Here is an 18,075-nt window from a genome sequence, read left to right on the forward strand (position 1 = left end):
TTCGCCCCTCGACGTTCGTCATTGTTGTGCAATGGCGCCGGAGCGGCGTAGCTCATCAATCTCGCTGCTGGACAGGCCGAGATATTCCGACAAGACCTCGCCATTGTGCTGACCGAGACGCGCGGACGGAACGTACTCGGGCGTCGCCGTATCGTGCAGCACCAGCGGGCTGCGATGAACGAGGATGTCGCCGTATTCCGGATGCGAGATCTCGCGCAACATGCCGCGGGCGTGGAGGTGTTTGTCCTCGGTTACTTCGCGCAGGTCGCGAACGGCGGCGCAGGGCACCCTGTTGACGCGGCAAAGCTCGGTGATCTCGTCGCGCGCGAGCTGCGAGGACCAGTCGGACACGATCTGGTCCGTCAGATCGATGTGCTTCAAGCGGTCGAGCACGGTCTTGAACCTGATATCGTCGGCCAGCTCCGGCCGTCCCATCGCGCGCGTTAGTCCGGTCCAGTGGGATTCGTTGACGCTGATGATGGCGACATAGCCGTCGGATGCCGGATAGACATTGTAGGGCGCTTCGGCGAGCCCGCCGTGACGATTGCCGGTGCGGGGGGCCGCCGCCTTGCGGTTGAAGACATCGGCCAGGTTCGAGGCCATCGCCGGATAGACGGTCTCGACCATCGCGATCTCGACCAGCCGGCCGCGGCCACTTTTCTCCCGATCGTAAAGGGCCGTGAGGATGCCGGCGTAGAGATGCACGCCGCTGATGAAGTCGGTGATGGCTGGACCAGCCTTGACCGGAGGACCTTCGGCAAATCCCGTTACGCTCATGATGCCTGACACGGCCTGGATGGTGAGGTCCATCGCCAGATTGTCCCGGCTGGGCCCGGACAGGCCGTAACCGGTGGCCGAGCCGTAGATCAGCCGCGGATTAACGGCGCTGAGTGCAGCATAGCCGACGCCCAGTCGATCGAGCACGCCGGGGGCGTAGTTCTCGATCAGCACGTCGGCCTTCGACGCGAGCTCCTTCAGGACCCTGACGCCGTCGGGCGACTTCAGGTTCAGGCTGATGTTGCGCTTGTTGGCGTTCAGCATTGCGAACGGGACGGCGTTGCCCTTGCTGATGCGGGCGCGATGACGCACCGGCTCGCCGTTCGGCGGCTCCACCTTGATGACGGTCGCGCCGGCCTGCGCCATCAGGAAACCGGCATACGGGCCCTGATAGACCTGGCCGAGGTCGATGACGATCACGCCGTCGAGCGGCAGCTTCTTGTTGTTGTCCAAGGTGTCCTCGGTCCTGTCAGAAATTGTAGAGCCGCGCCGGGTTGGCGATCAGGATCCTGCGGCGGGTGGCTTCGTCGGGAACGCAGTCGTGCAGCAGACGAAGCAGGTCCTGGAGATCGGGCATCGTCTCGGCGCTGTGGCCGACATGGGGCCAATCGCTGCCCCACACGACCTGGTCGGGCGCTGTTTGGACGATGGCGCGCATGAAGGGCGCCGTGTCCGCATAGGGGCGGCCGACGCGCGTGTTGCGGTCGGCACCGGAGATCTTGGTCCAGTAGCGCCCGGTTTTCAGTCGGTCGGTGAAGGCGCGGAAATCCGGATGATCGTGTCCCTTGTCGGCCATGGTCCGTGACATGTGGTCGATCACGTAGTTCAGTGGCAGTTTCTCGAGCTCGGCCGCGGCGGCGGCAAGATCCGAGCTCTCGATCCAGAGCTGCGCATGCCAACCCCGCTCCGCGATGCGGGGGGCGAGCTTGACCAGATCGTCGTAGCTGGTGCCGAGCGTTGAGACCGGCTTGCCGTCCTGCCGGATCATGGTGACGCGCACCGCCTTGAAGCCGATGTCGGTGAGTTCATCGAGCCGCCGATCCGAGACATCGGGCCGCAGGATTGCGACGGCACGAAGCCTGTCGGGGTAGCGGCGCAGCGCATCGTAAGTGACGGCGTTGTCGTCTCCCGATCCGACCGCATGGACGATGACACCGCGCGTGATGCCGAGCTTGTCCCAGATGGCAAAGGCGTCTTCGATTGTGAATGGCTTTGCGGCGGTGAAGCGGCCCTCATTTCCAGGCGGAAAGCGATCGAAGGGGCCGTAGATGTGAAAATGACAATCGCAGCTGCCTTCAGGCAATCGGTAGTTCATGGAAGCAAATCCCTGTTCGGTCTAGGTGTTGCCGCCGCTGCACACGATGGCTTGCGAGCCGTCGCCGAGCGCGATGGTTGATCTCTGGAAGCATGGTCGCGAAGGGGTTGGGTTCAGCGGCGGGAGCCAAGCGAAGACAGGTCGAACCGGACGACATCAGTCGATAGCGATGGACAAATTCATTCCCGGCTTCATCACGCCCTCCCTGCAAGCGTGCGCCACCTTGGCGGGGCGCTTTTCATTTCTTGAACGGCTGCTACGCCGCGGCCTTTCCGGCCGCTGCAAGACTAGAGGCAGGGCGTTTCTGAGTCCATCATGTTACATATGCATAGTTCTATTTCTATATATGTGTAAAATGCTTGTTGTCATAGGAGGGAGGGGCTAAACTGCGGCCGATTTCTGCAAATCGGCTCGACCCATCAAGGTACCTGTCAGCCAATTACATTCCAGATATGTGTAAATGATGAGCTCCAGTATCAAATCGGCCAAGCGGATCTTTGAAGTCCTCGAGTACTTCGAGGAAGTGAAGCGTCCGATTTCGCTGAAGGAAGTGGCGACGAAGTGCGACTATCCGACGTCGAGCGCCGCGGCCTTGCTCAAGAGCATGGCGATGCTGGGGTACCTGTTTTACGACAGCTACAATCGCACCTACATGCCGACCATGCGCATCGCCCAGATGGGCCGCTGGCTGGACAGCGGGTTGTTCGGCGACAGCGCAATCCTTGCGCTGGTCGATTTCGTCCATGGGAAACTGGACGAGCTCGTCAGCATCAGCACGCAGTCCGATCTGCATGCGCAGTACATTCACGCGTTACAAACCAGCAAACGCCTGCGGTTCGAAGTTAAATCCGGCGACGTCCGGCCGCTTGCGATCAGCGGCATCGGACGCACGCTGCTCAGCGGCCATACCGACGTCGAGATTGAGCGGCTCCTGCGCCGCATCAACGCTGTCTGCCCCCGGGAAGAGCACTTCGAGCTGAATGCGCTGATGAAGATCGTCAACGGCATCCGGCGCGACGGCTACATGTTCTCAAGACACATCATCGTCCAGGACGCTGGCGTGATCGCCGTCCTGCTGCCGAAGCGCGATTTCGGCCGCGACCTGGTCCTCGGTGTCGGCGGCCCGGTGTCCCGTCTCGAGGAGCGGCAGGACGAAATTTTGGCTTGTATCCGTGAAGGCATCGCGCGTTTCCTATCGTGACGTCTGCCCTTCGGCCGAGCCCAACTTGCTCACGACACAAACGGACCTCAAGCCGAGCCCGCCGGTCAAGTCACCACCGGGGCGCATCGGCGGCAGCAGGACCAAATCAGATTAGACTGCCTTCGGCGTTGGAAGGATACCTACACTTCGAAGTATGCTGAGTGCTGTGTGGGACTGGCGTCACCAGACGAATCGAGCATCCCCGTGGGGCAGCCGCTTGGCCCGTGTGACTCGGGCACGCACGCGAACAGGTTGGTCCTAAGTCTCCCAAGCTTGTTCTGTTTTGATGATGCTTCGAGATTTCGCCCGCGTCCTGGCCCCGATGGAGTCAGTTCGCGACTGATAAGGTTTGGCAGAGGGAGTCGGTCTGCGAACTGGTAAGCTTTGGTCGCAAATGGAGTCAGTTGGCCGACTGATATGGTTTCATACGATAGCTTATCAGTCGGGGCTGGCGTGGATCGGGACGTATTGGGGCGCCCCCAGGCACTTGGCAGAAGGGCCAGAAGCGAGCAACGTGCGGGCGCGTCCGTGGTACGCTAGCCTGCGATATCGGCTTCTGGTCCTTGTTCGGATAAGCACAGCGGCATCAGCGGCGTACGCGTACGCGTAAGATGAGACGTAAAGCTCTTCACGGCTATAGCGTGCGATGGTTGCGAATGGCTCGCCAAAGCTTTTCGCTAGTGAATGGCGGATCGAGATGCAGGATTCCGAGCGGCGCGAGCGCATCGATGATGGCATTGGCGACTGCGGCCGGCGATCCGGTAGCGGCGGCTTCCCCGACCCCCTTGACGCCGAGCGGATTGTCGAGCGCCCGCGAGGGCTGGATGTCCGTTGCGATATATGGCAGGTCAGTCGCCCGTGGCAACGCATAATCGCTGAGCGAACCGGAGAGGAGTTGGCCGTCGGCCTCGTCATAGACGATCTGCTCCATCAGGACCTGGCCTACGCCTTGGGCCATGCCACCATGAAGCTGGCCGATGAAGATCATCGGATTAATGACAACTCCCGAATTCTGCGCGATGGCATAGGTGAGCAGGCGAGCCGTCCCTGTTTCCTTCTCGATCTCAATCTCGCAAGCATGGCACGAGCCGGCGACATTGTGTCCCGACCCGGCGAACGCCGCACCTGCCGTGAAGTCCGGCGCGTGAGCGAAGATATCGTCCCAGCGGACGTAGCGATCCGTGCCGGCCACGCGAAATCGACCCTCGGCAAATTCGATGTCGTTAGGCGAGACCTCGAGGAGTTCGCCGGCGATCTCGCAGGCATTCTCGATAGCTGCGGCCGCTGCCAAATGCACGGATGAACCGGCGAGGGTAGTGGACCAGGACGCGGCCGTTCCGACGCCTTCGCTCATGCGTGCCGTATCGGACTGCACGAAGCCGAGACGCTCCATTGGCAGTCCCAGACGCTCCGCGGTCATCTGGAGAAACGTCGTTTCGTGTCCATGACCGGCCGAGCCCGTCCCGACGACTAGCTCCAGTCGCTCGCCGCTCCACTCAAGGCGTGCGGGGATCGGCTCGTTGGAGCCGTGGAGATCTTCCGCGAACAGCGCGACACCGAACCCGCGCAACCACCCTGAGCTAGCGCTCGTTCGCCGCCGTGCGCGGAAGTGATCGTAATCCAGCCGCGCCAGCGCCGCTTCGAGCAGGCCGTGGAAGTCGTGACCGTCGAAAGTGGTACCGAGCGGCGATGTCAATGGCTGCTGCTTGCTGCTTAGGCAATTTGCACGCCGCCATGCGATCGGATCCTTGCCGCAGGTTCTTGCGACGACGTCGACAAGACGCTCGCAGGCATAGACATTCTCGGGGCGGCCAGCGCCGCGATACGAGCAGGTCGGCGCAGTGCTGGTGAAAACACCATCGACACGCACGTGAGCTTGAGAAACAGGGTAGACACCCGTCAGGTGCGTCAGGCCGTTCTGCACCGGCACCATCGATCGCGACGATGCGTAGGCGCCGAGATTCATTCGTCGAGTCGCCTCAATTGCCAGGATGCGGCCTTCATCGTTGAGGGCAGCGGCAAGATGAAAGTGATTGTCGCGCGCGTGACACCCGGAGCTGATCGCCTCGCTGCGCTCGGGTATCCATTTCACGGGACGAGAGAGGCGGCGCGCAGCCTCAAGGCACAGGACGTATTCAGGGTAGACACCGTTTTTCTGGCCGAAGCCGCCGCCAGTGTCAGGCGCGACCACGCGCATGCGTTCACGGGGCACATGGAAGATCCGGTCTGCCAATGAGCGCTGCAGGATTTGAACGCGTTGTGTCGAGACGTGCAGCGTAAAGGTATCATCCTGAAATTGGCCGAGGCAGCCGCGCGGCTCCAGCGGTAGCGCGTCGACCCGGTGCACAGGAACGTCGAGCTCTACAATGCGCCGGGCAGTTGCCATCAGCGCTGTTACAGCCTTGGCATCGCCTTCCTCGTACGAAAAGTCCGATGCGCCGGCCGACAAGCTCGGCAATGGGTCGCATGCCTCCATGTCGATGATGAGCACCTCGGCAGCGTCTTTTGCCGCCGCTATGCTCTCGGCAACAATGAAAGCAAGCGGGTCGCCGACGTAGCGTACCTCCTCGATGGCCAGAACCGGTTGCGGGCGAGCGTGCCACGTGTCGAAAGTCGCGCCCGGCGGCGGTAGGTCAACCGGAACATGTGCCAGGCCAGCGGTCGCGAGATCGCTCCCGGTGAGGACAAGATGCACACCGCACATTGTCCGCGCCGCAGAGGCATCGATTGACAGGCCGCGACCGTGTGCGCGGAGAGAGCGGACGACAACCCCATGCAGCATCCCTTTGGGCCATAGATCGTCAGTATAGCAGCCCCGCCCAGTCACGAAGCGAAGGTCCTCCCGGCGCCGCACGGGGGTACCGATCAATGACCCGGTCGGCGAGCTGGTCATGCTTCGCTCGCGAGCGTCCACACGGTATCGGCAAGGACACGCGTGCCGGCGGTGAGGTCGTCTGGCTCGCTCCATTCGGCCGGGTTGTGGCTGATGCCGTCGCGGCATGGCACAAAGATCATGCCCGTCGGGCAGACATAATGCAGCTGTCGCGCGTCGTGACCGGCTGCCGAATGAATATCCTGATGCGGAATCCCGAGCACCTCCGCGCAGCGCGCGATTGTGGCACGGACCGCGGGATCGAAGGTCAGCGACGGCGAGTGCTGGATTTGTTTCAGCTCGACGGTACAGGGGCCGCGCTCACGCTCGACGATCTTGCGGATCTCGGCATCGAGCCGGTCGACTACTGCATTGTCGGGATGACGCAGGTCGATTGAAAACAAGGCGTCCGCCGGTACTACCGAGGGGGCATTGGGCTTGATCTCGAACAGGCCGACAGTGAGCTTGGTGTCGGCAGGGCTCGATGCGGCCGTATCGATGGCGGCGATCATGCGCACTGCAGCCATTAACGCGTCCTTGCGCTCGGCACGGTCGGCGGTGCCCGCGTGCGCCGGCTCGCCGTGGACGCGCACGCGGTAGCGCCGGGTGCCCTGGATGCCCGTGACAACGCCAACCGGAATGCCGGCGCGTTCGAGGAGGGGGCCCTGTTCGATATGGGCCTCGACGAAAGCTGCGACCTCAAATTGGAGCGGCCTGTGCGGGATATCGACATCGGCACCAAGAACGCCGGCGAGTGCGTCGCCGAGCCGGACCCCCGCGGCGTCGGCGTCGCTTTCGATGATGGTGAGCTGACGCGTGCCGGTAAAGAGATCCGAGCCGGTCATGCCGGGCGAGAAACGAGAGCCTTCCTCGTTGGTCCAAGCCACCACCTCGATGGAGCGTCGGGGCTGCAAGCCGGCGTCACGAATGGCTTGCACTGTCTCCAGCGCGGCGATCACGCCGTAGGCGCCGTCGAACTTGCCACCGGTCGGCTGGCTATCGATGTGGGAGCCCGTGAGGATCGGCGGCAGTGACGGCTCCGCGCCGTCGAGACGCAGAAAGAGATTGGCGGCGGCGTCAGTGTAGGGACGAAGGCCGAGTTCTCGTCCCCAGCGCACCAGCTCGGCGCGAGCGAGAATTTCAGCGGCTGTGAGTGCCTGGCGATCGACGCCGCCATCCTCGCGCGCACCAAAGCGGGCGAGATCCATCAGCCGTGCCAACAGCCGCGCGCCATCTACGCGATCGGACGGGCGCATCGCCTCAGTCCGTCCGCATGATCTGCGCCGGATTGGCGCGTGGGTCGCGCTCTTTCCAGCGACCACTTTCGACCTGACCTAGGAATTCCGACAGCAAATGGTTGAACAGCGCCGGCTCCTCAAGATTCAGCGTGTGGCCGCTCTTCGGAAACACGGCAAGGCCACAGGCCGGCACGGTCTTCTTCAGGAAAACGCCAGGTTGGAGGCAGTGGTCGTCCTCATCGCCGACCATCACGAGCAAGGGCGGCTTCATTTTTCTGAACTCGGTCTCCAGGTCATAAAGCGAAGGTCGCTGCATCTGGACGCCGCGCATGGTGTTGGCGGCGCCCTTCGATGAATGCTTACCCAGCCGTTCGGCAAACAACCCCCAACCGCGCGGGTCCTTCTCCTGAAACTGCACGCGTGAGGCGCCCTCGGCATAGGTCTTCGCGAAAAGCTCCGAGCCCTGCTTTTCGAAGTTCCTGGCGACCTGCTCGGAGATACCCTTGAAGTACTCTTCATGGGTTTTTTCGGCGCCATACCCGGCGCCCGCTGCGCAGACCGACAGGACGCGCTCGGGCCGGCGCAGGCCAGCATGCAGAACGGCGAAGCCGCCCATGGACAAGCCGACCAGATGAGCCCTGGCCAGGCCGGCGCAGTCCATGATGTCGAAAATGTCATCCGCCGCGCGCGCCTGCGAGTAGGACGTTACGTCTTGGGGGATTTCAGACGGCGGAAATCCGCGCGCAGCGAAGGTCAGACACTGGTGACGCCGCGTGAAGAAGCTCATCTGCGGCTCCCAGCTCCAGTGGTTGCCGCCGAACTCATGGACGAAGACGATTGGCGTGCCGGATCCAGCCGTCTCATAATGCAGCTTCACGCCATCGGATGTTGTCGCAATTGCCATGGCAGGATCCTGCTGTTCAGTTTAATCAAACGACGGAGCGCCGTGAGGCGATCCCGCCGTCGACTGTGACGATGGTGCCGGAGGTGTAGCCGGAGCGGAAGGAGGCGAGAAAGAGGAATAAATCGGTGATTTCGTGGATCTTCGCCGGGCGCTTGAGCGGATATTTTGCCAGCAATTCGCCATACCGTGCCGGATCGCCCAGCGTATTCTCCGCGAACTTCCGCAGCATGTTGTAGATCCGCGTCGTGTCGACCGGACCTGGATTGACGCCGACGACGCGGATATTGTCGTCGAGGCTGCGACCGCCGAGAGCCCGCGTCATCGCCATAATTGAGGCGTTACCCGCGGCACCCTCAATATATTGCGGATCGCAGATCTCGCCGCCATTGCCAATATTATTGAGAATGACGCCGCCGCCGCGCTCCTTCAAGCGCGGATAGACGAGGCGGATCATGTCGGCATACCCGAAGCCTTTGAGAGCCCAGCCTTCGCGCCACTTCTCCGGCCCGATGTCGAAGATCGTGCCGCTGGGAATGACGCCGGCATTGTTGATCAGGATGTCGACGTTGCCTGCTTCGTCGACGATGCGCTCGGGGGCCCCGGATTCGGTCATGTCGACGGCGGTCGACGTGATGGTCACGTCGTTACGCTCGCGGATCTCGCGCGTCAGCGTGGCAAGCTTCTCGGCCGACCGCGCCGTGAGGTGAAGATGGCATCCCTCGCCGGCGAAGGCATGGGCGAGACCTTCGCCGATGCCCTGCGAGGCGCCCGTGATCACAACCTTTTTGCCACCTAATTGCAAATCCATCGCGCCGACCCTCAGCTACAGTTGTCAGAACAGCGGCGTGTCCAGGTTGATGCCGCGCGCCCGCTCCATCATCGCGGGCAGCAGTTCAAGGAATTCCTCCACCCACACCTGCGGCACCGATGTCGATACCTTGACAAAGCGGTCGCCGAAATTCGGGGTGTGGTAGGCGCCCTGGCGGATCATGATCCCGCGCTCGCCATAAGCGGCGGCCAGCGCCTCCGGCTGCACCCCGCTTGCGCTGCATTCGACCACGATAAAATTGCCGTTTGAGGGATATACGGGCATCGAGAGGCCTTCCACGCGGGGCAGGGCATCGTAGATCATCGCCTGGTTGCGGCGGGTGATATCCAGTACCTGCGGAAACCACTCGGCCTTGATCGCAAGACCGGCGAGGGCAGCCCGCTGCGACAAAATGCTTGAGCCGAGATTGTTGGGCGGGGCGGCTGCAAGTTGCTCGAGGACCTCGGGATCCGCAATGATTGCGCCGACACGGAGCCCGGCAAGACCGAGCCATTTCGAAAAGCTGTAGATTGTGATCGTACGCTCCGGATAGATCGAAGCGGCGAGGTGATGCTCGTGCGCGAAGTCGCGATACGTGCAGTCATGCACCAGCCATGCTCCGGCCGTGCGCGCGATCTTAGCGACCTCCTCGATCTCAGCCTTCGTGCAGGCTACGCCGAGCGGATTGTTCGGATCGACGATGTAGATCATCTTCGTGCGCGGTGTGATCGCCGCGGCGAGACGAGCCGGATCGAGCCGGTAACGGTGCTCCGCGCCATAAATCGGGATCTGGGTCACCGTGGCGCCGACCGAACGAGCAAACGCCATCGGCCAGTTCCAGGTCGGGTCGGTTGTGATGAATTCGTCACCGGCGCGCAGCAGGGTGTGGCAGACGTGATAGAGCGAGGCGACGGCCCCATCCGAGACGAGGGCGGCCTGCGCGGGTAGCCCCACATCGGCAACGATGCCAGCGCGCAGCGCCTCGAGGCCGGCAGGCGGGGCATAGACGTGGAACTGCTCGTCCCGCGCGCAGGCGACCATGGCGTCGATGACGGCCGGATGGGCGGGAATGTGGTTGGTGTTCTGGCCCAACCATTTCAGGCCAGGGGTGTTCACCAGCCGGTCGAAATGGGCGTTGCGGGTCTCAAAGCGCTTCATGGGACGGGGCCTCGACTTTCGCTCTGTTTAAGCTGAAACGTGCATGCCAACAAGCGTTTTTGGCATGCAAACGCGTGCGAGGTGGTTTTTTTGGCTGCGGCGATGTACAAACATGCTCTACTTCGAATCCCTCATTGCAAGGCTTGCTGCGCCTCATGACTGCACGCACCACTGCCCAATCCAGCCGTCCGCGTCGCGCGCGGCCAGTCGCCGAGACCAATCCGCCTGCGAAACAATCGCCGAAGCCGTCGCGCGGCGAGGATTCCTCCCTGGCGAGCGACATCGCCGAGCGGATGGAAGAGGAGATCCTGCGGGGGCGTGTCCGTCCTGGCTCGCGGCTCGACGAGCGCGAGCTGTCCGATCGCTACCAGGTTTCCCGGACGCCGGTACGCGAGGCACTGCAGCGGCTCTCGGCGAGCGGTCTTGCCGTCGCGCGTGGGCGCCAGGGACTTCAGGTCGCGCAGTTGTCGGTTGCGGACCTGCTCGATGCGCTCAGCGTGGTTGCCGAACTGGAGGCGCTGGCTTGCGTGCAGGCGGCGCGCCGGATCACGCATGAGCAGCGTGATGTGCTGCGCAAGGCGCACGAAGCCTGCGGTAAGGCGGCCATCAGCGGCGATGCCGATGCCTTCTATGACGCCAATATCGATTTCCACAATGCCATCGCTGAGGCGTGCCATAATCGCGTGCTGCAGGATGAACTGCGCAGGCTGTCGCTCAAGACCGCGCCGTACCGCCGTACGATTACTTTCCAGCCCGGACGGATGATCTCCTCCCAGCTTGAGCACGAGCAGGTGCTGCGGGCAATCATCGACAATGATGCCACCACTGCCGGTACCCTGATGCGCAATCACTTGGCCATGCTCAGCGACGGCATCGCCGATTTCCTGCACTTTGTGCGGCGGTCGGAACATTCTGGCCTCTTTCTTGAAAACCCTTAGCGCCGGGAGCTCGTCCGATGCGCCTCGAACTCCTTCTCAGGGGTGGACGGATCTGCCGAGAAGGCGCAAGCGCGCCGGAGCTCCTCGACATCCGGATCGGAAAGAACGGTCGCATCTCCGCAATAGGGCGAGCGCTGCCCGCGGACGGCGCGGAGGTGATGGCCCTTGAGGGCCGCCTCGTGGTGCCGGGTCTCGTCGACATCCACCAGCATCTCGACAAGTCTCGCACCCGCGCGCTGATCAATAATCCGGCAGGAACGCTGGAGGGCGCCATCGCGGCGTACAGGGGCATCGCGCCGACGATCACGGCGGAGGACATGATCGCGCGCGCCCTGCGGACCGTCGAGAACTGCAGCGCCCTCGGCACGGTTGCAATCCGCACGCATACCAATATCGATCCGCAGACTGGACTGCGCGGGATCGAGGCGATGGTCGCCATGCGCGAGCGATGCCGCGACCGGATGCACATCCAGGTGGTGGCGCATCTGACCGGCGAGGCGCCCTCGATGCTCGTTGAAAGCGAAGAGTGGCTGTCCGCTGCGCTGGCGCTCGGCGCCGACGTGATCGGCGGCGTGCCAGCCTATTCTCGCGAGCCGCTGGCCTTCATGGAACTGCTTTTCGACACGGCAGAGCGTACCGGCCGGCCGCTCCGACATGCATATCGACGAGCATATTGATGCTGGCAGGGTGCTGTTCGACGCACTTGCCCGCATGACGCGTGAGCGCGGCCTCGCCGGGCGCGTCGTTGCGGGGCATTCTTCCGCTCTCGGCGCGATGCCGCGCGATGATGCGCTGCGCACGATCGACCTCCTGCACGAGGCCGGGGTTGCCGTCGTGACGTTGCCCGCGGCCAATCTCTTCCTGCAGGGGCGCAGCGCCGATCGATTGGTGCCGCGGGGGCTCACGCGTGTTGGCGAACTGATCGCGCGCGGCGTGCCGGTGGCAGCCGCTTCCGACAATATCCAGGATGCTTTCGTGCCGACAGGCTCCGGCGATCTTCTCGAGATTGCGCGCTGGACCCTTTTGGCCGGTCATCTCGGCATCAACGATCTCGGACAAGCTTTCGACATGGTAAGCCGCATCCCGGCCGGGTTGATGGAGCTCGATGCTGGCTTGCGCGTGGGTGCGCGGGCTGATCTTCTCGTTGCGCGCTCGGATGACGTCGAAAGCCTCGTCGCCGGTGGGGCACGCGAGCGCACCGTACTGTTCGGCGGGCGAGTCGTGGCTTCGACCTTTTCGGTTGCCGATACGGATCACGCCTGATCTCCGAGCTTCAACCAGAACCGATGGCTTGCAGGGGGCGGAACGGAAGGGGGCGGCCGGCACCCGCACGCAAGCGAGAGTCCGGCGATCAATAGAGTTTGTGCCGATCGGCAGGAAAGCCGGGCTGGCTCGGCACCGAGGGCGTTTCGGTCGGACGGGGCACCGCGAACGCTTACGCGTCTGCCGAGACGATCTATCGCGGTCGATCTGCTCACGTTATGTCCTCAACCGAGTTTCCGCATCTCGGAGCTCACCCGCTGCAGAAACGGAGCGTGATCCCGCGCCTCATGCAATGCCTCGCTACGATGCAGGTTGTATAGCGGCAGGTAACGAACGCGAACATCCTTCGCCATGAACCAGCGCAGATAGCGCGTGATGATGCGTCGCGGCGGATCGCCGATATACCATGCGTCGAGACGCGAACGGCCATACGTCGTCACGCCGACGAGATGGCGGATGTGACGTAGATTGGGATGCATGCGACCGTCATCCCCGAGCGCGAAGGAGACGCCCGGGATCAGGACCCGATCCATGAATCCTTTTAGGATGGCCGGTGGCCCGAAGCACCACACCGGAAAGCAAAGGATCAGCGCCTCGGCCGCGAACAGGCGCTCGACATAGTGCTCGACGCCGGTACGATTGACCGCAGGATCGAAATAGCGGCTGCGCATGCCCGCATCGAGAATGGGCTGGAAGTTCTCCGCGTAGAGATCGCACACATCGACTTCGTGTCCAGCGTCATTGAGAGTCTGGACGATCGTCCTGCGTAGAGCGCAATTGAAGCTCTCTTCGAGAGGATGAGCCGTGACTACGAGTGCACGCATGTGTTGATGACCCAGGAAAGGGCGGCCCAATCAGGTGCGGCCGTCCGTGAATGCGAGATAGTCGATGCCGGTGAGGCGGGCCGCGCGTTCGATAACCCTCTCGGCTGCGCGATCCGCAGCAGCTCGCAGTGCCTCTTCGTCCTGCCGAAGCAGTTTGCCGTCCACCACCAGCGGCGTCCCTCCGACCATGGTGAGCGAACTCATGGTATTGTCTCCGGCAAGAAGCAGTCCGGACAGAAGGTCGGCGCGCGCGCCGGCGAAACCGACGCCGCGCATGTCAAAGGCGGTGATATCGGCCTGCATGCCGGGCGCGATCGCACCCATGTCGCTGCGGCCGATCAATGCGGCCCCGGTGCGCGTGGCCATTCCGAGCACGTCCTGTGGCGTCATCCAAAACTCCGGCGCGACCTCGCCGCCACCATCGGCGAGACGGTGCAACAGCAAGGCCAATCGCAGTTCATTGAGCATTGAGCCGCTATCATTGCTGGCGGCGCCATCGACACCGATGCCGACCGGCATGCCGGCCGCACGCATGCGGTGAATATAAGGAATACGGGCGCCCAGGCGCATGATCATGCGCGGGCAATGGGCGACACCGACGCCGCGCTCGCCCAGCAGGGCGATCTCGCTATCGTTCATCCGCGTGGCATGGGCGAACCAGGTTCGCGGTCCCAGCATGCCGAGGCTATCAAGCCATTCGACCGGACCTTTTTCAAACTGATCCCGGCACAGCATCCGGTCGGTACTCTGCGGATGCACGTGCATATGGATCCCGACGGCGAGCTCGTCGCTCAGCTGCGCTACTGCTCGCATGAAATCCGGATCGCCCCAGGTCGGTGTCGTTGGGCCGAGCGCGACGGTCAGCATCGAACCCGCCGATGCGTCGTGCCAGCGTTCCACTGCCCGGCGCATCGAGGCGAGTACCGGTGCTGGGTCATCGATAATACCGCCGGCGCGTGGGCCGAGCGTAATGCTGAGGCGTGCCTCCAGATCGCTTTCGATCGTCGTCATGCTGCCGCGCACGAGATGGAGTCGGATGCCCATGCGGCCCAGCGCCTCGACTTCGGTCTCTAGATACGCGTCCTCGCAGCGCGGAACGAGATAGAAGTGATCGACGGTGGTGGTCGCACCGGTGAGCAGCAGCTCAGCTGCGCTGGCTGAAGCCACTGCAGCGAGATCTTCCGGCTGCATCAGGCCCCAGACGGGGTAGAGTACCGATAGCCAGTCGAGCAGGTGACCGCGCTGAGCCCGCGGCAGGGCGCGCGTCAGAGTCTGGAAGAAATGATGGTGGGCGTTCACCAGTCCAGGCATTGCCACCGAGCTGGACAGATCGATTCGCTCATCGAAGTCGCCGGCGGGGGGCGGGCCGTCGCCCAGCGCTGCAATTCTGCTGCCCGCGACGACGATCCACGCGCGGCGCAGCACGCGGCCTTCATCGTCGCAGGTGTGTAGTGTGTCGATGTTCTCGATGAGGCGGCGCATGAGAATCAAAACCCCAGATAAGCGCTGCGGATTGCCGGGTCGTTCGCGAGTTCGGCGGTCGATCCTTCGCGGGACATCAGCCCGTTCTCAATAACGTAGGCCCGACTTGTGGCTGCAAGCGCGAGGCTGGCGTTCTGCTCGACTAGAAGGATTGCGGTGCCGGTGCCGTTGACGCGCCGGATAGTGGTGAGCACTTCCTCCGTCACCTTCGGCGCAAGACCAAGAGAGGGCTCATCGAGCATGAGCAGTCGTGGGCGGGACATCAGCGCCCGCGCGATAGCGACCATCTGCTGCTGGCCGCCAGAAAGTGTGCCGGCGAGCTGATGCCGCCGCTCGTTCAGAATCGGGAACAGTGTGTACATCTCGTCGATGTCCTGGGTGCCGGCACCGCCGCGAATGGTTGCACCGAGCTCTAGATGTTCCAGAACCGTGAGGTTCGGCCAGATCTTTCGCTCCTCCGGGCAGTGGGCTACGCCGAGCCGCACGATCTGCCGCGGCGTCGCATTGCCGATTTCCTTGCCATCGAAGCGGATAGACCCGGCGAGCACCCTGTTGAGGCCCGAAATTGCGCGCAGGATTGTGGACTTGCCGGCACCATTGGCCCCGATCAGAGCCACGGCCTCCCCGGCAGCGACCGTGAGATCGACACCATGGAGGGCGCGGGCGCGGCCATAGCCGCTTTCGACTTTCTCAAGCTGCAGCAAAGCCACTTCCACCAAGATATGCATCAGCAACGCGCTGGTCACGGGCAATGACAGAAGGCGTGCCCTCGGCGATCTTCTCACCATGATGCAGGACGATAATGCTGTCCGAGATCCGCATTACCAGTTGCATGTTGTGCTCGATCAGGATTACGCCGACGCCGTCCGCCCGGATACTGGTGATCAGATCTCCGAGCCGGCGGGCCTCGGTCGGATTGAGTCCGGAGGCCGGCTCGTCGAGCATCAACAGGCGCGGTCGCGCCGCAAGGGCGAGTGCGATTTCGAGAATGCGCTGTTCGCCATAAGACAGCGCGGCGCATGGCTCACCGGCGACATCTTCGAGGACGCACCTCTGCAGAATGCGCCTCGCTTCGTTTCGGGCCGTTTCGCGCGCGCGACCGATGGCGCCAGGCCATACCGTCTGCCACATCGGGAAGTCCCTTCCACAAGTTGTGCCGATCTCGACCGCCCGCTCCACAGTGAGGCCCTTGAATACCTCCGTCTTCTGGAACGTACGCACGAGACCGAGGGCGGCGATCCCGCTCGGCTTCAGCCCAACGATGCTCCGATCGGCGAAGACGACATTGCCAATGTTCGGCTTCTGGAATCCCGTGAGGACGTTGAACAAGGTGGTCTTGCCTGCGCCGTTCGGGCCAACGACGCTTGTAATGTCCCGTCCCTCCGCACGAAAGCTGACCGCACGCACCGCATGGACGCCACCGAACGAGACGCTGACATCCATCGCCTCAAGCATCCTGGACGCTCCCTTGCCCAGCGAAACGTCGCCGAATTCGTGCAAAGAGGCCGATCAGTCCTTCGGGCGCGAACACGACGAGAACGAGGAGGATGGCACTGAAGGTCATGAGGCGGTAGTTCGCAGTGACGCGCAAGGCCTCGGGCAGGATGGTAAAGAGCACAGCGCCAATGACAGGCCCGATGATGGTGCCCTTGCCACCCAGGAAAACCATTATCAGCATGGTGGTGGTGTAGGTGAAGTAGAAGAGGTCGGGACTGACGAAACCAGTGTAGTGCGCATAGACGGCCCCGGCTAGCCCGGCGAAAAAGGCGCTGGAGACGAAGGCCGTGGTTGCGATGCGCCGCGTGTCCACGCCGCTCGCCTCAGCGAGGGCTTCATTCTCGCGCAGGGCCAGCATGCGCCAGCCGATGGGGGAATGGGTAATTCTCCAAATGATCGTCACGCAGGTCGTCGTGACCACGAGGGCTAAATAGTAGTAGGCCTCGCGCGAGCTGAAATCGATGCGCGGCAACCCAGGTAGATCGAAAACAGGGGGGCGAATTCCAGACAGGCCGATCTGGCCCTGCGTGAGGTCAGTCCAGTTGTAGGCTATCAGCCGACCGATCTCGGCGAAGATTACGGTGGTGATAATAAAGCGATGGCCGCGAACGCTGAGCACGAGCAGGCCGAGCAGCCAGGCGATCGACGCCGCAAAGACGCCGCCCGCGAACATCGTCAACCAGAGCGACATTTGGAAGTGCAGAAACAGGAGCGCCGCCGCATAGGCGCCGAACGCGAAGAATGCGGTGTGGCAGAGCGATAAGAGTCCGCTGTAGCCAACGAGGATGTCCAAGCTGGTCGCAAGAATCACGAACACTAGCGAAATGATGGCGATGTGCAGGTAATAGTCCGTGCCGATCAGCCGTGGCAGTACAAGAAGGATGAGAGCAGTCACGGAGAGTGCAAGCCAGGACGGCAGGCTGACACGCGACTTCATGAGCGTTTCCCGAACAGGCCGTCCGGCTTGTAGAGCAGGACGAGCATTACCAGAATGAAGCCGACCGCGTCCTTGTAGGCGGGCGAGATGATCGCGCCGAAGCTCTCCGCCAGACCCAGCAAGAGACCCCCGGCAATACCACCGGCAAAGCTGGAGATGCCGCCTAGCGTGACGACGATGAAGGCCTTCAGAGTGGCTATACCACCCATCGCCGGCTGAACCACGAAGATCGTGCCGAGCAGGACACCGGCGAGCCCCGCGACGCCGGCGCCAATGGCGAAGGTCAGCGTATAGAGGCGGTCGATGTCGATTCCGACCAGCGCCGCGGCCTCGCGCTGCTGGAAAGTGGCGCGGATCGCCTTGCCGGTCTGGGTGTGCCGCAGCCCAACATGCAACAGGATCACGATCACGACCGTTACCGCGAGCATTAAGAGTCGCTCCGGCGTGGTGAAGACCCCGGCGAATTCGATGCTGCCGGTTTCGAACGGCGTCGGGATCTTCTGGGGCCGGGGACCCCAGACGTTAAGCGCGAGGTTCTCGAGAAATATCGAGAGCGCAATAGTCGCTAGTACGCTGCTGGACAGAGAGGCCCCCCGCAAGATGCGGAACAGGGTTCGCTCCAGCACGACACCGACGATCATGACGCCCATCACGCTGCCGACGAGACCGGTCCAGAAATCGAGGCCAAGCAGGCGCGTCAGCGTGTAGGCGAAGAACGCCCCCAGCATGTAGAACTGACCGTGAGCGAAGTTAGCTATCTCCATCAGCCCGAAGATTGCGGTCAGACCGACCGCGATCAAAGCATAGCTGGATCCGACGACCAGGCCGTTGAAGATGTATTGAGGAATGAGATCCATGGCC

Annotated in this window: 16 protein-coding genes and 1 pseudogene; 4 read left to right on the forward strand and 13 right to left on the reverse strand. The window is 62.9% G+C overall.

Annotated features, from left to right (window positions below; translation table 11 throughout):
- Positions 1 to 18 precede the first annotated feature (18 nt).
- Together ACVIN2_RS31665 and ACVIN2_RS31670 are read right to left on the reverse strand one after the other, a co-directional pair.
- A complete protein-coding gene (locus ACVIN2_RS31665) occupies positions 19 to 1,230 on the reverse strand; it encodes a CaiB/BaiF CoA transferase family protein (RefSeq protein WP_247300434.1) in 1,212 nt (403 codons plus the stop codon).
- Between the two features lie 16 nt (positions 1,231 to 1,246).
- The gene (locus ACVIN2_RS31670; RefSeq protein ID WP_354208863.1) at positions 1,247 to 2,092 is read right to left on the reverse strand and encodes an amidohydrolase family protein; all 846 of its coding nucleotides are present in this window, start codon (positions 2,090 to 2,092) and stop codon (positions 1,247 to 1,249) included.
- 463 nt (positions 2,093 to 2,555) lie between these two features.
- Here ACVIN2_RS31670 and ACVIN2_RS31675 point away from each other — a divergent pair, with 463 nt between their 5' ends.
- Complete coding sequence (locus ACVIN2_RS31675) at positions 2,556 to 3,293, forward strand: IclR family transcriptional regulator (RefSeq protein ID WP_354218058.1); 738 nt, start codon at positions 2,556 to 2,558, stop codon at positions 3,291 to 3,293.
- A 634-nt stretch (positions 3,294 to 3,927) separates the two neighbouring features.
- Here ACVIN2_RS31675 and ACVIN2_RS31680 read toward each other — a convergent pair.
- The 5 genes and pseudogenes from ACVIN2_RS31680 to ACVIN2_RS31700 all read right to left on the reverse strand — a co-directional run.
- Positions 3,928 to 6,186 carry a xanthine dehydrogenase family protein molybdopterin-binding subunit gene (locus tag ACVIN2_RS31680; RefSeq protein WP_456768583.1) on the reverse strand — a complete coding sequence of 753 codons (2,259 nt, stop codon included), beginning with the start codon at positions 6,184 to 6,186 and terminating at the stop codon, positions 3,928 to 3,930.
- Positions 6,183 to 7,421, reverse strand: coding sequence for a M20 family metallo-hydrolase (locus tag ACVIN2_RS31685; protein WP_456768584.1), 1,239 nt, complete (start codon positions 7,419 to 7,421; stop codon positions 6,183 to 6,185). Before ACVIN2_RS31685 ends, ACVIN2_RS31680 begins: the two co-directional genes overlap by 4 nt.
- Positions 7,422 to 7,425: 4 nt before the next feature.
- Positions 7,426 to 8,307 carry an alpha/beta fold hydrolase gene (locus ACVIN2_RS31690; protein ID WP_354208859.1) on the reverse strand — a complete coding sequence of 294 codons (882 nt, stop codon included), beginning with the start codon at positions 8,305 to 8,307 and terminating at the stop codon, positions 7,426 to 7,428.
- A 25-nt stretch (positions 8,308 to 8,332) separates the two neighbouring features.
- Positions 8,333 to 9,115, reverse strand: a complete 783-nt coding sequence (locus tag ACVIN2_RS31695; protein WP_247430561.1) for an SDR family oxidoreductase — start codon at positions 9,113 to 9,115, stop codon at positions 8,333 to 8,335.
- A 24-nt stretch (positions 9,116 to 9,139) separates the two neighbouring features.
- A pseudogene (locus ACVIN2_RS31700) lies at positions 9,140 to 10,279 on the reverse strand (pyridoxal phosphate-dependent aminotransferase); the annotation flags it as partial.
- Positions 10,280 to 10,428: 149 nt separating this feature from the next.
- Here ACVIN2_RS31700 and ACVIN2_RS31705 point away from each other — a divergent pair.
- Genes ACVIN2_RS31705 through ACVIN2_RS31715 form a run of 3 tightly spaced genes read left to right on the forward strand, consistent with a single transcriptional unit; the run spans position 10,429 to position 12,474 of the window.
- Positions 10,429 to 11,211 carry a GntR family transcriptional regulator gene (locus ACVIN2_RS31705; protein ID WP_456768585.1) on the forward strand — a complete coding sequence of 261 codons (783 nt, stop codon included), beginning with the start codon at positions 10,429 to 10,431 and terminating at the stop codon, positions 11,209 to 11,211.
- Positions 11,212 to 11,228: 17 nt separating this feature from the next.
- The gene (locus ACVIN2_RS31710; protein WP_456768586.1) at positions 11,229 to 11,888 is read left to right on the forward strand and encodes an amidohydrolase family protein; all 660 of its coding nucleotides are present in this window, start codon (positions 11,229 to 11,231) and stop codon (positions 11,886 to 11,888) included.
- Entirely contained in the window at positions 11,866 to 12,474 is a 609-nt protein-coding gene (locus ACVIN2_RS31715; RefSeq protein ID WP_456768587.1) for an amidohydrolase family protein, read from the forward strand. Before ACVIN2_RS31710 ends, ACVIN2_RS31715 begins: the two co-directional genes overlap by 23 nt.
- 224 nt (positions 12,475 to 12,698) lie before the next feature.
- On the opposite strand, the gene ACVIN2_RS31720 is transcribed toward ACVIN2_RS31715, so the two are convergent.
- Genes ACVIN2_RS31720 through ACVIN2_RS31745 form a run of 6 tightly spaced genes read right to left on the reverse strand, consistent with a single transcriptional unit; the run spans position 12,699 to position 18,071 of the window.
- On the reverse strand, positions 12,699 to 13,328 hold the full coding sequence (locus ACVIN2_RS31720; RefSeq protein WP_354208857.1) for an NAD(P)H-dependent oxidoreductase: 630 nt from the start codon (positions 13,326 to 13,328) through the stop codon (positions 12,699 to 12,701).
- Complete coding sequence (locus tag ACVIN2_RS31725; protein WP_456768588.1) at positions 13,329 to 14,780, reverse strand: amidohydrolase family protein; 1,452 nt, start codon at positions 14,778 to 14,780, stop codon at positions 13,329 to 13,331.
- A gap of 5 nt (positions 14,781 to 14,785) precedes the next feature.
- Positions 14,786 to 15,490, reverse strand: coding sequence for an ABC transporter ATP-binding protein (locus ACVIN2_RS31730; protein WP_354208941.1), 705 nt, complete (start codon positions 15,488 to 15,490; stop codon positions 14,786 to 14,788).
- Positions 15,471 to 16,235 carry an ABC transporter ATP-binding protein gene (locus ACVIN2_RS31735; protein WP_456768589.1) on the reverse strand — a complete coding sequence of 255 codons (765 nt, stop codon included), beginning with the start codon at positions 16,233 to 16,235 and terminating at the stop codon, positions 15,471 to 15,473. Before ACVIN2_RS31735 ends, ACVIN2_RS31730 begins: the two co-directional genes overlap by 20 nt.
- A complete protein-coding gene (locus ACVIN2_RS31740) occupies positions 16,228 to 17,214 on the reverse strand; it encodes a branched-chain amino acid ABC transporter permease (protein ID WP_247430581.1) in 987 nt (328 codons plus the stop codon). Before ACVIN2_RS31740 ends, ACVIN2_RS31735 begins: the two co-directional genes overlap by 8 nt.
- Positions 17,211 to 18,071 (reverse strand): branched-chain amino acid ABC transporter permease, encoded by an 861-nt coding sequence (locus tag ACVIN2_RS31745; RefSeq protein ID WP_354208855.1) that lies wholly within the window; start codon positions 18,069 to 18,071, stop codon positions 17,211 to 17,213. Before ACVIN2_RS31745 ends, ACVIN2_RS31740 begins: the two co-directional genes overlap by 4 nt.
- Positions 18,072 to 18,075 lie beyond the last annotated feature (4 nt).

This window comes from Bradyrhizobium sp. USDA 3650 (assembly GCF_054057395.1).